The sequence below is a fragment of the Filimonas lacunae genome (assembly GCF_002355595.1).
Lineage (GTDB): Bacteria > Bacteroidota > Bacteroidia > Chitinophagales > Chitinophagaceae > Filimonas > Filimonas lacunae.
This window is the reverse complement of record NZ_AP017422.1, coordinates 2,569,962-2,584,182: the sequence shown is the minus strand read 5'-3', so window position 1 is coordinate 2,584,182 and position 14,221 is coordinate 2,569,962. Positions and strand designations below refer to the sequence as shown.

Sequence of the window (14,221 nt, the reverse complement as noted above, 5' to 3'; positions counted from 1 at the left end):
GTGCTTATAACCGCGCACCTCTTAGCTAAACTGGTTAATGTATTCGGCCAGCCCCTCTGCATCCAGAATGGCATCCATAGGAATGGCAGTAATAGCAAACTGTGGCATATAAGGCGCTGTAGCAGTAGAAGGATCTTGCGCTATGGCTACTCCCTTATGTTCTTTTACCGCTTTTAAGCCCTCGGTACCATCTCCATTACCACCGGATAATATAACAGCTGTGAGTTGTGTGTTATAGGCAAGCGCCGCCGATTCAAAGGTGGCATCAATACTGGGACGGCTATAGTTGATTTTTTCGGAAGCATCGAGTGATAAGCCACCATTTTTCTCTATTAATAAATGATAGTCGGCTGGTGCTACATATACAATACCAGGGGTAATAATATCCCCGTCTTCCACTTCTTTTACGGGAAGTTTGGTTTTAGCGGCAAGCAATTCCACTAATATGTTGTCGTCACTGGTTTTGCGGTGCAATACTATGATAACAGGAATCAGCAATCTTTCACTTAACAATGGCAATACCTTTAAAATAACGTCCAGGCTACCGGCCGATCCTCCTACCACTACCAATCCGCTTCCCCGTGTTATTCTATTTTCCTCCATATCTTTTGTCTGTTATCCAGCTGGCGAAATTTTTTGCCAACCGGCGAAAACTTGAGATTTTCTTTTGAGCCCAATGCCAGAAAGCCCAGCTTTTCCAGGCTTTCTTCAAACAACTGAAAAGCTTTGTCTTTTAATGGCTTGTCAAAATAAATAAGCACATTCCGGCAAACAATTAACTGAAACTCGTTAAATGATCTGTCCGAAACCAGGTTATGGGTACTTACAATAATATTTTTACCCAGGTTGCTGTCAAACTTGGCCCGGTCGTAATTAGCAGTATAATAACTGCTAAATACTTCCTTACCTCCCGATGCAATATAGTTTTCAGAATATTGCTTCATCTGGCTAAGCGGAAAAATGCCTGCACGCAATTTTTCCAGCACCTTGGGGTTGATGTCAGTGGCGTATAACAACGATTTATGCAGCAGGTTAGCTTCCTGCAACAATATCGCCATAGAATATACCTCTTCCCCGGTAGAACAACCTGCATGCCATATCCTGATAAAAGGATGCGTTGCCAATACCGGCAACACTTCTTCCCGTAAAGCTTTATAAAACAACGGATCGCGAAACATCTCTGTTACATTCACCGTAATCTCTTCTACAAAATGACTAAAGTAGTCCGGGTCGGTTTTTACCCGGTAGCGCAGTTCTGCAAACGAAACAAATTTATCCAGCACAAACAACCTGTTTATGCGGCGACCTAAAGAAGCCCTGGCATATTCAGAAAAGTCGTACCCGTATAAACTGATGATATCGTTTAAAAGAATGTCAACTTCATTATCATTGATATATATGTGTTCCAATCCGGCTAATCAGTTAAAGCGTTCATTAATCGTATCAGTTCATCCACATTCACCGGTTTGCTTACATAGCCATCTGCACCTGCCCGCATGCAACGTTCCCTGTCGCCCGCCATGGCCTGTGCGGTAACCGCAATAATAGGTATGCCCTGGTATTCTGGCGCTGCCTTCATATCGGGTAAAGCTTCATAGCCATCCATATCCGGCAGCATCATATCCAGCAATACAACTTTTATGCCCTCCTGGGTGGTGATCTTTTGCATTGCTTCCTTTACATCGCCCGCAGCAATGCAGGTATAGCCCCTCGACTTTAATACCGCCGAAAGCGCAAAAATATTACGCGCATCATCATCTACAATTAACACCTTTCCTTTGTCCATAATCAAAGTTCTAGCCTTATAGGTAATACAGTTAATTCCTGTCGTACAACCATACCCTCAGCAACGATAACAACTGATCTATATCTACCGGCTTGGTAATATAATCCGATGCTCCTGCGCTGATACACTTGGCCCTGTCGCCCGTCATAGCTTTAGCCGTTACTGCTATAATCGGCAAGTTACGGAAAGCATGCGTTTCCCTGATAAGGCGGGTACTTTCATACCCATCCATTTCCGGCATCATCATATCCATCAACACAATATCTGTATCGGGATGTTGTTCCAGTTGCTTCAACGCTTCTTTGCCATCCATAGCCGAAATTACATTCATATGGAAAGTTTCCAGCGCTTTTGTAAGAGAATAGATGTTACGTACATCGTCATCGGCAATCAGCACCTTTTTACCTCTCAGCACATCCTGCAGTTGCCCCAGGTTACGGTATTGACGCGGATTTTCCCCATTCTCTTTTTTCTCTTCTACCAGGTGTAAGAACAGGGATACCTCATCCAGTATGCGCTTATAGGAATGGGCGGTTTTAATAACGATAGAATCTGCATACTTTTTAATGCGCAGCTCTTCCGATTTACTCAGGCTTTTACCAGTGAAAATGATAATAGGCAGGTTTTCCAGTCCGGGACGCTTTTTCACTTCTTCCAGCGTGTCGTAGGCATTCTGGTCGGGCACGCCCATATCCAGTATCACACAATTCACCTGTTGCTTGTTCAGCGCAGCTACACTATCATTTACATTGTCTTTGATCTCTGCATTTACCTGGTGGGTTTCCAGGAAGTAGGCCAGTGCTTTAGCATGCTTGGGGTTTTCTTCCACAATCAGCACCTTACGCGGGTTGGCCGTTAATACCTCTTCAATACGGTTAAAGATATCTTTCATCTGTTCAAAAGCCACCGGCTTATTGATAAAGTCTACCGCCCCCTTGCTTAAACTCTGGTAACGGAACTCATGCGACGACATAATATGCACCGGTATATGCCTGGTTAATGGCGAACCTTTCAACACTTCCATCACTTCCCAGCCATCCTGTACGGGCAGCTGAATATCCAGTAAAATACCTGCCGGCTGGTACAACGCAGCCAGCTCCAGCACCTCATCCCCCCGCACACACACAATGCCCTTATAGCCTTTTTTGCGGGTGTAGTCCAGCAGCGACTTGGCAAAGTTGATATCGTCTTCTACTATTAAGATACAGTTATCGCCTGGTGCTGTACTATCCCTGTCGTCCGGGATATTGTCCGGAATCACTTCTGAAATATAGCGTTGTGTATGGTTCGCTTCTACAGCAGGGTTTTCTTCGCTTACTACAATCGCATCTTCTATTTGCGACAACGATTTGGAGCTGTTTGCCTGTGTTGCCGAAGCTGCCGCTTTGCTCACGGGTATATACACCGTAAACTCGCTACCCTCGTTCACTATACTTTCCAGAGCTATTTCGCCACCCAGTAGTTTTACCAGTTCGCGGCTGATAGAAAGGCCCAGCCCCGTGCCGCCAAACTTGCGGCGCGTGCTGCCATCTGCCTGCTGAAAGGCTTCAAATATCAGCTGTTGTTTATCTTTTGAAATACCTATACCGGTATCTTTTACCGTAAAGGCCAGTTGCGATTTATTTTCTGTTACCACATGTACATCCATTCGTACATAGCCATGCGTGGTAAATTTCAGCGCGTTGGATAACAGGTTTTTCAATATCTGCTCTACCCGCATTTTATCTGTTTCGATAGATACAGGCACTTCCTGGTGTATGGTTACAATAAACTCTATACTTTTTTCTTTGGCCACCGGCATAAACAGGCTTCGCATATCCTGCGCCAGCTCTTCCAGCATTACCATCTGGTAATCCAGTTCCATTTTGCCCGCTTCAATCTTGCTCAAATCCAATATTTCGTCAATCAGCGCCAGCAAACCGTGGCCTGAGCTCATGATTACATTCGCGTATTCAATCTGCTCTTTGGACAGATTGCGGTCGTTGTTTTCCGACATCAGCCTGGATAATAACAAAATAGAGTTTAATGGTGTACGCAGTTCGTGCGACATATTGGCCAAAAACTCCGATTTGTATTTGGTACTTAACGCCAGTTGCTCAGCCTTCCGCTGTATTTCAATATTGCGTTCAAATATCAGGTTGTTTTTCTCTTCCAGTAAACGCGTTCTTTCTTCCAGTTCGGTATTGGCTTCTTTCAACTCTTCCTGCTGCACTTTCAGCTCTTCTTCCGATGCCTGCAGTTTTTGCGTTTGGGTTTCCAGCTCGGCGTTGATGTTTTCCAGCTCACTGTGCTGTGCCTGCAATTCTTCGGCCTGCGACTGGGTTTCTTCCAGCAGCTCCTGTAAACGCTTCCTGTTTTCAATGCTGTTGATCACCACCCCAATGTTGTGCGATACGGCTTCTACAAAAGCCAGATCGTTGGCTGTGTAGGGCGTTAACGAAGCCAGTTCTATTACGCCTACCACATTTTTCTCGAACATCAATGGAAAAGCCAGCACATCTACCGGACGCACTTCGCCTGTTGCATAACTGATAACCACCTGGCTGCCCGGCATATCTTTTAAACGGATGATAGACTTACTGGCAGCAGATTGCCCGGTAATGCCTTCGCCCACCACAATCACTTCCCTGTCTTTAGAAGCCGTGAAAGCATACCCGTTTACATAACGCAGGCGCTTATCATTCTCCTGCACATAAAAAGCGCCTACCTGGCTGGCGGTATATTGCGTAATAAACTCTATTACATTATAGGCCAGCAACTGCAGGTTATATTCGCCCAGCATTTTATCATTTAAAGTAGCGATACCTGTTTGCAGCCATTCTTTATCCGATAACGTAGTAAACGACACCTCCAGCGACTGCGCCATTTTGTTGATAGCAACAGACAGCTCTCCCAATCCATCCTTGCCTTCATCAGCTGCCCTTGTATTATATTCTCCATCAGAAATTTTATCGGCAATGCCGCTGATAATATTAATTCGCCGGGTAACATCTGCATCCTTCTCTTCCAGTGCCAGTTGCAATTCTGTGCGCTTTTCAAAATCACTATTTACTTTTATCAGCGATACTATAGTAATGATAAAAGCCAGCGCGGTAGCCACCAGTATAATATTAGGCGTATACTCAGCAAACCTTGTCATGCTACCGGTACGTTCTGCCAGCAGGCTTTGTTCCAGACGCCCCATCCTGTCAACCAGCCTACGGGCTTCATCCATCATTTTTTTGCCCATCTCCAGGTCTTCCATTCCAATAGTGTCATGGTTGGCCTTTTTATCAATCAGCACTTTCAGTTGTACCAGGCGGTTATCAATTAAATCCAGCAACAGGTCACAGTTCTTTTGCTGCTGGTCGTTATCAGCAGTTAATTCCTTTACCCGTCGTACACTGGCATGCGCACTGTCATAAGCGCCTTTATACGGACCTAAAAAGCTTTCCCTGCCAGTGAGTAAATAACCACGTTGGCTGGTTTCTGCATCTTTCAGGTAACTCATGCTTTTTTCCAGGTTTTCAATTACCCGGTGTGTATGTGTAACCCAGTTAGTGCTGCTGATTAATCCTGAAATGCTATTGTAACTCGCGATGGCGCTTACTATTAACAGCAATAAAGAAATACCGAAACCCACCAACATATTTCTTTTAAATGCCGATTTCATGGCCTTTGCTTTTTGTTGCATGAAACTGTATTATGATAAATGATGATCGTTCTGATGAACGGGTAAAACAATAACAAAGCGGCTACCTGCGCCTTCGGTGCTGGACGCGGTAATAATGCCCTTATGTGTGTCTACAATCTTTTTTACAATGGCAAGGCCAATACCCGTGCCTTCGTATTCTTCTTTGGAATTCAGGCGCTGAAATATCACAAAAATCTTATCCAGGTATTTTTCATTAAAGCCAATACCATTATCGGCTATTTCAATACGGCAATAACGCCCGTTTTCACAAGGCGGGCTATCTGCAGTTTTATCCGCTACCAGGCAGGCTTCCACGGTGATTAGTGGCGGCACATGAGGGCGGGAAAATTTGATGGCATTGCTTAATATATTCTGAAACACCTGCCGTATCTGGGCCGGGTTTACATCCAGCTGCGGAATATTTTGTACTTCAATCACCGCCTGTTTTTCTGTAATCAGCATTTCCATATCGGCCAGTATATCGTTGATAATACCGTTGATATTGGCAGGCTCAAAAGTGTCGGGTACCGATACTTTGGAATAATCCAGTATGTCCATAATTAAACTGCGCATCCGCTCAGAAGAACGGATGATCTTATCCATATCGGCTATGGCATCGGGATTCTCTTTTAAATGGCGCGTTTTAATAAGGTCGCTGAAAAAATGGATCTTACGCAGTGGCTCCTTTAAATCGTGTGAAGCCACATAAGCAAATTGCTGTAGCTCATGGTTGGTGGCTTCCAGCTCATTGTTCATATTCTGCAGCTGCACTGTTCTTTCGGTTACCCGTTGCTCCAGCAACTGGTTGGCCATTTTCTGTTCATGAATATCGGTAAACATGCCTACCCACTTCACTATTTGCCCGTTCTTGCGTATAGGCGTCATAGTAAGTGTATGAAAGCGGTATTGTTGCTGATCCAGTGCCCGGATGCTTATTTCCGACACAAAAGCATTGCCCGATGCAATGGCTTCGCGTATACAGTCGGCCACACTAACCTCGCCCGGCGCTGTTTTAGGCAGCACTTCCTTGCCACGGCTGTATTGATACCAGTGTTGGTTAATAAATTCTATTGCACCGCCTGCATTGGCGGTAAAAGCGATCTGGGGAATAGATTCCAGTATACTGCGAAGCTCGTCTACACTTTGGGAGAGGTCACTTTCGGCCTGCTTACGAAATTCAATTTCTTCGCGCAGGGTTTTGTGAATGGCGTTGAGTTCGTTGGTTTGCTGCTGTAAACGGCAAAAGGTTTTTACTTTCAGCAGTAATATATCGGGATCGAAAGGCTTGGCTATGTAATCAATACCGCCCGAGGTATAGCCTTTGGCTATAAACTTCTTTTCAATGTTTACGGCCGATAAAAAGATAATAGGCACATCCTTGCTGCGGCTATACCCTTTAATAGCTTCGGCTACTTCAAAACCATCCATGCCCGGCATTTGCACGTCGAGGATAATGAGTTCATAGGTATTCTTCAGTATCTTTTTCAACGCATCTTCACCCGAAGTAGCAGAATCAACCTCAAAATGGTTTAACTCAAGTATCTTCTGAAGTGAATAAATATTCTCCTGCCGGTCATCAACAATCAATATCATAGCACATCCTGGGGGTTGATGTTAAAAGAAAGGTGTACCCTGTGGAGGACACACCTTTTGCCCGGGTATCATCTTTGTTTTTTTACCTACCCATCACTAAGGACCGGTTAGTGGCAAAATTCTCAGAAGAATCAAATGACGGACTTGTGCATATATAGTAAAAAACTATGCCACGTTACAGCGTGTACTACAATAACATTAACCCCTACATTTTCAATTCTTTATCGCCCCAATAGTAGCAACAAACTCCACATATGCATAAAAAAAGCGGGGAGTTAATTCCCCGCTTTTCTATTCTTATAAAAATCCTGGAACAGTAATCGTAAGCTCTGGTCAAAAGTAAAATACTTGTAAATCCAGTTCAGGAAAATCTGCATCCGGTTTTTCACACCTAAAATCAATACTAAGTGCAAGCCCATCCACACCAGCCAGGCAAAGAAGCCGCCGAAGTGAATTTTGGGTTTTGGTAAATCAACTACCGCTTTGTTACGGCCTACAGTAGCCATATTGCCCTTGTCTTTGTATTCAAAGTCAATTAATGGCGCGTTAGGGTTTTTAACACGGTTGAGAATGTTGGTGGCCAGTGTTTTACCCTGGTTGATAGCTACGTTGGCTAATTGTGGATGCCCGTTAGGGTACTTAGGCGTTTCCATAGAAGCGATATCACCAATAGCGTACACATTGTAGTAGCCCAGCACCTTGTTCTGTCTGTCTACCTTAATACGGTTACCTCTTACCACCAGGTCAGGATCAATGCCCATAGGCACATTACCTTTAATACCGGCAGCCCAGATCACCGTTCTGGTAGAAATTCTTTCGCCATTGGTTAAGGTTACGTGACTGCCATCGTAGTCTTTTACAATGGTGTTCAGTTGCACGTTCACACCCAGTTGCTCCAGGTAGCGCTGACTTTGCTCTTTACTTTTGTCGCTCATGTTCAGCAACGTGTGGTTCGAGCCTTCCAGCAGGAATATCTGCATTTTGCTAAAGTCTATTTCAGGATAGTCTTTAGGTAAAATATCATTCTTCATCTCCGCCAGGGTACCGCTCACTTCCACACCGGTTGGGCCCGCGCCCACTACCACAATGTTTAAGATCTGCTGTAACTCATCAGGCGTAGCGTTTAATGCGTCTTCGAAGTTATGAATGAGATGGTGGCGTAATTGCAGCGCTTCGGTGGTAGATTTCATCGGATACGCATGCTTCTCCAGGTTGGAATTACCAAAGAAGTTGGTGCCTGCGCCCGTTGCCACTACCAGTGTGTCGTACTCAAAATCACCGATGTCTGTGTGAACAGTGTTGGTGTTGGGACTAATGTTTTTTACTTCAGCCAGCCTGATACGTACGTTCTTGCTGTTATGAAATACTTTGCGCAAGGGGAAGGATATGTTACTGGCATCTAAACCGCCGGTAGCTACCTGATAGAATAAGGGTTGAAACTGGTGATAATTAAATCTGTCAATCAGTAAAACCTCTACGCCCTCTTTGTTATTCAGACGACGGGCCAACTGTAAACCAGCAAACCCACCCCCTATAATTACCATTCTCATACAATACTTCCTGTTTTTTTCAGGGCGCAAAAGTAAACCAGATAAAGGGGAAACCAACATGAATTATAAGTTATTTTGACCAAAAACCCTTGAATAAGTGGCTTTTACAGGCAAAAACGCACAATATTCCATCAAAATCACTTTAAAACGGCACAATACAGCACTCACATTAAACATGCTTGTAGTAGCGGGTACTACACTACTGTAGTAGTATCTACATCACCTGCCGTGCCTTCAGTTCAAAATACTTGTTCAACGCATTTACGGTGAGTTTTTGCGGAGTGGTGAGCATAGCCATAATACCGTGTTTATTTAACTCGCGCACCATTTGTCTTTTTTCAAAAGCAAACTTGCTGGCAATGGTTTGCTGGTAAATCTCCTCCAGGTTTTGGGCCCGTTGGTTGATCAACTCGCCCAGCTCGGTGTTTTCAAAAAATATCACTAGTAAAGGATGGTTGGTAGATAGCTTTTTTAAATAAGGTAATTGCCTTTCCATACCATACATACTTTCAAAATTGGTAAACAAAAGCAACAAGCTTCGTTGCTTTACCCGGTATCGTATAGTGGAATACAGCGCTTCAAAATCGCTGTCCATAAAATTGGTTTCCTGACGGTACAGCGCTTCTAATATATAGCCCAGTTGCGTGGCTTTTTTATCGGGGGCTATATATTGATCAACCGTACTGCCGAACGTTAACAGGCCTGCTTTATCCTGCTTATGCAATACTACATTGCTTAACACCAGCGAAGCATTAATAGCATAGTCCAGCAGGCTCATACCTTCAAAAGGCATTTTCATGGTACGGCCCTTGTCAATAACACAAATCACCTGCTGGCTGCGCTCATCCATAAAGTTGTTCACCATTATGGCATTCTTGCGTGCCGAAGCCTTCCAGTTAATAGTGCGGTAATCATCGCCCAGCACGTATTCCCGTATCTGCTCAAACTCTAAGCTGTTACCCAGCTTACGCATTTGCCGCGAACCTGCTTCCTGTAACTGGTTGGTAGCCGCCATCAGTTGAAAGCGACGCATTTGCATATAAGAAGGATAGGTTGCCGCCTCTTTCTCCTCCCCGGTTCTGATATGGCGCACCACCATACGCAGCACGCCTGTTACAAACACGTTCACGATGCCAAATGTATATACCCCTCTTTCCAAAGGCTTGAGTGTATACTCAATAGCCGAGATGCCTGTTTCTGCTACTCCCCTTCGCTTCCAGTTACGTAGCTGAAATTGAAAAGGCAGCTCGTCAATAATTTCTAACGTTACCTTATAAGGCAAGTGGTTGTTTATTTCCAGCACCACCTTGTTTTCATCACCATTGCTAAACCGTTCGGCACATAACCGGTTCACCGTTACCGGTTGTTTTTTAGAATACACAATCACCAGATCCAGCAACACGGTAATACCTACACATAAAGCCGCTATACTACCCACCTGTTGCAGCTTCGGAAAAAAGAAAGCCAGGATGAACAGGCACACAATTACACCACAGACGATATAAAAAAGGCGGGTGAAATAAAAGGAAATGCGGTACAGCAGTTTTTTCATAATTAACGCGGAATCTCTATCGAATGAACAATCCTTTGTATCACCTCATCTTCCGTAACACCTTCCATTTCTTTTTCCGGTGTTAACACCAGGCGATGCCTTAATACAGGTTTGGATACATACACTATATCTTCCGGAGTAATAAAGTCGCGTCCCAGGATAGCCGCGGTAGCCCTGGCTGCATTCAGCAATGCCAGCGAAGCACGGGGCGATGCGCCCAGATATACCGCCTTATCGTTACGGGTGGCTACTACTATTTTAGCAATGAACGACAACAGCTTTTCATCGGCAATTACCTGTCGGGTTAAAGCACGCAGCTTTAACACATCGTCACCGCTGATAACAGGTTGCACACTCTGTACCTTTTCTTCGTTATCCATCTGCTGGAAACGTTGTAAAATGATGATCTCTTCCGCTTCTGACGGATACGGTACTTTTATCTTAAATAAAAAGCGGTCTAACTGTGCTTCGGGCAGGCGGTAGGTACCTTCCTGCTCAATGGGATTTTGTGTAGCCAGCACCATAAAAGGATGCAGCATTTTATGCGTTACCCCATCTATAGTCACCTGCCTTTCTTCCATTACCTCAAACAAAGCCGATTGCGTTTTTGCAGGGGCACGGTTCACCTCATCAATCAGCACTACCTGGCCAAAGATGGGGCCTTGTTTAAACTCAAAGCGTCCGCTGCCGGGATTGAATATATTGGTGCCCAGCACATCGCTCGGCATCAGATCGGGCGTAAACTGTATACGGCTAAAACCCACCTGGATACTTCTGGCCACCAGCTTTGCTGCCAGTGTTTTGGCTACGCCCGGCACGCCTTCAATCAGCACATGCCCGTCTGATAAAATAGCGGTGATCAGCAGCTGCACCATTTCATCCTGCCCCACTATCACCTTCTTAATCTCCTGCTGTAGCCTTTGTACGCCGGCGCTTAATTCGCTTAAATTCAGCCTTTGTTCAAATAAAATATCTTCCATAATCAGGTTGTTTTATAAAATGTATCTAATAGCCCGTAAAAAGATGCTAACCGGTCTGCTGTTATAGACCCCATCTGGGCTTCTGTAATATAATCTACCAGTTGTCCGGCCATTTCAGGAGTAATGCCTGCTTTAGCAGCCAGGTGCACCGCAAAGGAGCTGTTCACATACTGCGTATCAAGGTGATATTTGGTGCGTACATGCTCCAGGAAAAACTGCGCCAGCTTTAAACCCAGGTTGGCATGGTCGCCCTTCTCGTAATACAACTTACCTATCACCGATACAAACTCCAGCGATTCATTCACCGGTTTGGCCATTTGAGGAATCATGCGCTGCCGGCGTTGTATACCCGTTACCAGGTACAAGCCTATCACTATAATTGCCATCCAAAAGGCCCAGCGGAAGTTTTCATAACTCAACAGCACGCCTAACAGGTTGCCACCATTGTTGTGGCTATCCTTTTGCACATTGTTTAAAAAATATTCATCCCACACTATACGTGTAGGTTTAAACGGAGCTAACGACACCAACTGCTGCAGATACCTGTAATTACTTTCGTAGAGCAGGAAAAAATTAGAAAAAGTAAGCGGCGTGGAGTGCAGCAGTATCGAGCCTTTGGAAGCATGAATACCTACCAGGTTCACCTGAAAACTCGCAGTATAACCAAGGGCGTGGGCAATGCTGGTATCTATATCCTGGAACTCATTCCCATATTTCAACCCCGGATAAATAAACCAGCTGGCGCCGTGCACTACGTTAGTGTCCATGCTCACCCCAAACTGATGCGAAACATTCAACATAGGTTCATCTGCAATAGCCTTATCCCCCTTGTCCACATCCAGGAACTGCTCGTGTACTTTAAAAAACTTCTTGGCATCATAGCTCATTTCCACCGCACTAATCAGCACACAGTTACCCTTTTGCGCCAATGCAGTTAAATAATCCAGATCACTTTCCGAAGGGTCAAAGAATTTGGTTACAATCAGCAACACCTGTCCCGAAGAGTCCAGACTCACCTCTTTCCAGCTACCCGGCTCGTTACGGTTAAGCTCCACCTTTACACCCGGAAACAGATCGGGTAATAGATGATAAGAAGCATAACAGCCATAAGGAATTTTATCACGCACATTTAATGTTACCTTACCATCAAACTGTGGTTGCTTTTTACGGGCAGGCATCAGCACCAATACCAGCACTATCACTACAGCCCCTGCAATAAAAGGAATAAATTTCTTCATACCGTTAACCAATCTTGCTTTGAAGGGTGATGAAATCCTGGCTGATTCTTTCATACAACTCCTTACTCACTTCAAACTTACCATACCACACATATTCATAGTGACTGGTAACAAGTGAAAACAGCCGGGAACGGTCGCCCGGAGCATTGGACTGTACCTGTAGTAAATAATCAATATTGGTATAATCAGGTTGATACCTGATCAGGTCGCTATCGCTTAATTTCCGCAACGTTTGTAAAAACCATATACGTACGGCCAGCCTGTAGTTGCTTTCCTGCAAAGCTTTTTGCAGCCGTTCTTTAAATTGGATAGAGAACAGGTCTTCCTGCTCCTCCCCTGCACCTTCGCCTTCTACCAGTGCATTCTTAGGTGCAAAAAAGCCGATCTTATTAGCATACATGAAATACCCCAGCAACACCACAAAAACGATCACAATCACCATGGCAAAAGTCAGACTGCCACCCGCTATTGTTGGCACCTGGAATGTTCTGTCTATTACTTCATCGGGAGAAATCCTGCTTTTTACCTTTTTCTTCTTATTGGTCTTTACCATCGAATCAAGAAAATGGTTAAAGTCCTGGGCCTTGTTTACATACCAATAGTCCTCCTCACTACGCCATTGTTTCACCTGCTTATCGGCGTTATTGGCCGGCCACAGCAATGGGTTCGCCTTCCACGATTCAACCGACCATTGGTTAAAATAGCGCTCCGAAGAATCATAAATATGCTTTTCTTCAGCAGCTGGCGCCGCCACCTCTTCATCCACCACTGTCTGCGAACCACTGTCCTGTGCCATTGCACGGGACCCCATCAGGCAAACCAGTAACCATACAAATCTCACCAGGGTATGCCTCATTTTCTTCTTCTTAATATTATAGGATATACAACAAAATACCCCAGCATTAATGTAAGTGAAGCGCCTATTATCAATAGCTTCAGCCATATAGGCATACCAGCATGCCTGGTAACAAAGCCTTCGAAAAATGCAGCAATACACAACATCGGAAAGTTAGCCATAGCTATAATCACTCCCTCTTTAGCACCGGTTTTAAAAGCCTGTTTACGGCTTAACGTACCAGGAAACAGCCAGCTTTTGGCCAGTACCAGGCCCGATGTAGCCGCCACTACCAGTGTGCTTAATTCAATGGTGCCATGTATCATAATAGTTAACAAACTATCCGCCATTAACCCTTTGCTGTAAAACATATACTCAAACGCGCCCACCATAATACCATTGTACACGACCATGAATATAGTAGGAATGCCCAGCAGCAGGCCGCCGCCAAACGCACGCAGCCCCACTGATACGTTGTTCATAAACAACTCCAGAAATGACACCAGTTCATTGCCCTGGTCATATACCCCAAAAGGACGACCGCTTTCTATATTACGCTCCGTCATATTCACATAGCTATCTCCTAAAATCATTCGCACAAACGACTCGTCGCCTTTAGCCGAGAAAAAGCCGATCAATACAAACAATAAAAACAGGATAAAAGAGATCAGCAACATGCTATGGTGCTTGCCTACTATCAACGGCAGGTCGGTTTTGAAAAAACGCACCACACGTTTCCAGCTATGCTTCTGATTCACGTATATATGTAAATAGCGCTTGGTGGCTTCTGTGTTCAGGTATTTGACAACGCCGGTGGAGGGGTAAAAGGTTTTACTATACCCCAAATCTTCTACCAGTTGAATAAACTCGTTGGCAGTTTCATCAGGATGATTACTGGGATTATTCTGCATCTCCTGCCAGCGGTCTTTATTCTTTTTAATAAATTGCGCTTCTCTCAAGTTTGAGGGTTTTGATTTGGAAAATTATAATTACTTTACGTACAAAACAATATCT

Annotated in this window: 11 protein-coding genes; all 11 read right to left on the bottom strand. The window is 44.6% G+C overall.

Annotated elements, in window-relative coordinates:
• Positions 1-21: 21 nt before the first annotated feature.
• The 11 genes from FLA_RS10160 to FLA_RS10110 all read right to left on the bottom strand — a co-directional run bounded on the left by FLA_RS10160 (position 22) and on the right by FLA_RS10110 (position 14,166).
• Positions 22-603 carry a chemotaxis protein CheB gene (locus FLA_RS10160; protein WP_076380598.1) on the bottom strand — a complete coding sequence of 194 codons (582 nt, stop codon included), beginning with the start codon at positions 601-603 and terminating at the stop codon, positions 22-24.
• Entirely contained in the window at positions 585-1,409 is an 825-nt protein-coding gene (locus FLA_RS10155; protein ID WP_076380362.1) for a CheR family methyltransferase, read from the bottom strand. The genes FLA_RS10160 and FLA_RS10155 overlap by 19 nt, the downstream gene beginning before the upstream one ends.
• Before the next feature lie 5 nt (positions 1,410-1,414).
• Positions 1,415-1,786, bottom strand: coding sequence for a response regulator (locus FLA_RS10150; RefSeq protein ID WP_076380361.1), 372 nt, complete (start codon positions 1,784-1,786; stop codon positions 1,415-1,417).
• 31 nt (positions 1,787-1,817) lie between these two features.
• Positions 1,818-5,459: a response regulator gene (locus tag FLA_RS10145; protein ID WP_231940418.1), complete on the bottom strand. Its 3,642-nt coding sequence runs from the start codon at positions 5,457-5,459 to the stop codon at positions 1,818-1,820.
• Between the two features lie 9 nt (positions 5,460-5,468).
• Positions 5,469-7,052, bottom strand: a complete 1,584-nt coding sequence (locus FLA_RS10140; protein WP_076380360.1) for a response regulator — start codon at positions 7,050-7,052, stop codon at positions 5,469-5,471.
• A 275-nt stretch (positions 7,053-7,327) separates the two neighbouring features.
• A complete protein-coding gene (locus tag FLA_RS10135; protein ID WP_076380359.1) occupies positions 7,328-8,602 on the bottom strand; it encodes an NAD(P)/FAD-dependent oxidoreductase in 1,275 nt (424 codons plus the stop codon).
• A gap of 214 nt (positions 8,603-8,816) precedes the next feature.
• Positions 8,817-10,154, bottom strand: a complete 1,338-nt coding sequence (locus tag FLA_RS10130) for a DUF58 domain-containing protein (protein WP_076380358.1) — start codon at positions 10,152-10,154, stop codon at positions 8,817-8,819.
• Positions 10,155-10,156: 2 nt separating this feature from the next.
• Positions 10,157-11,134, bottom strand: a complete 978-nt coding sequence (locus FLA_RS10125; protein ID WP_076380357.1) for an AAA family ATPase — start codon at positions 11,132-11,134, stop codon at positions 10,157-10,159.
• Between the two features lie 2 nt (positions 11,135-11,136).
• Positions 11,137-12,372 (bottom strand): DUF4350 domain-containing protein, encoded by a 1,236-nt coding sequence (locus FLA_RS10120; protein WP_076380356.1) that lies wholly within the window; start codon positions 12,370-12,372, stop codon positions 11,137-11,139.
• A 4-nt stretch (positions 12,373-12,376) separates the two neighbouring features.
• A complete protein-coding gene (locus FLA_RS10115) occupies positions 12,377-13,228 on the bottom strand; it encodes a DUF4129 domain-containing protein (protein ID WP_076380355.1) in 852 nt (283 codons plus the stop codon).
• Positions 13,225-14,166 (bottom strand): stage II sporulation protein M, encoded by a 942-nt coding sequence (locus FLA_RS10110; protein ID WP_076380354.1) that lies wholly within the window; start codon positions 14,164-14,166, stop codon positions 13,225-13,227. Before FLA_RS10110 ends, FLA_RS10115 begins: the two co-directional genes overlap by 4 nt.
• Positions 14,167-14,221: the final 55 nt, after the last annotated feature.

What these genes read in the sequence shown, in the direction of transcription:
- FLA_RS10160 (WP_076380598.1), bottom strand. Translation starts at nt 603, where the DNA reads ATGGAGGAAAATAGAATAACACGGGGAAGCGGATTGGTAGTGGTAGGA.
- FLA_RS10150 (WP_076380361.1), bottom strand. Translation starts at nt 1,786, where the DNA reads ATGGACAAAGGAAAGGTGTTAATTGTAGATGATGATGCGCGTAATATT.
- FLA_RS10145 (WP_231940418.1), bottom strand. Translation starts at nt 5,459, where the DNA reads ATGCAACAAAAAGCAAAGGCCATGAAATCGGCATTTAAAAGAAATATG.
- FLA_RS10140 (WP_076380360.1), bottom strand. Translation starts at nt 7,052, where the DNA reads ATGATATTGATTGTTGATGACCGGCAGGAGAATATTTATTCACTTCAG.
- FLA_RS10135 (WP_076380359.1), bottom strand. Translation starts at nt 8,602, where the DNA reads ATGAGAATGGTAATTATAGGGGGTGGGTTTGCTGGTTTACAGTTGGCC.
- FLA_RS10130 (WP_076380358.1), bottom strand. Translation starts at nt 10,154, where the DNA reads ATGAAAAAACTGCTGTACCGCATTTCCTTTTATTTCACCCGCCTTTTT.
- FLA_RS10125 (WP_076380357.1), bottom strand. Translation starts at nt 11,134, where the DNA reads ATGGAAGATATTTTATTTGAACAAAGGCTGAATTTAAGCGAATTAAGC.
- FLA_RS10120 (WP_076380356.1), bottom strand. Translation starts at nt 12,372, where the DNA reads ATGAAGAAATTTATTCCTTTTATTGCAGGGGCTGTAGTGATAGTGCTG.
- FLA_RS10115 (WP_076380355.1), bottom strand. Translation starts at nt 13,228, where the DNA reads ATGAGGCATACCCTGGTGAGATTTGTATGGTTACTGGTTTGCCTGATG.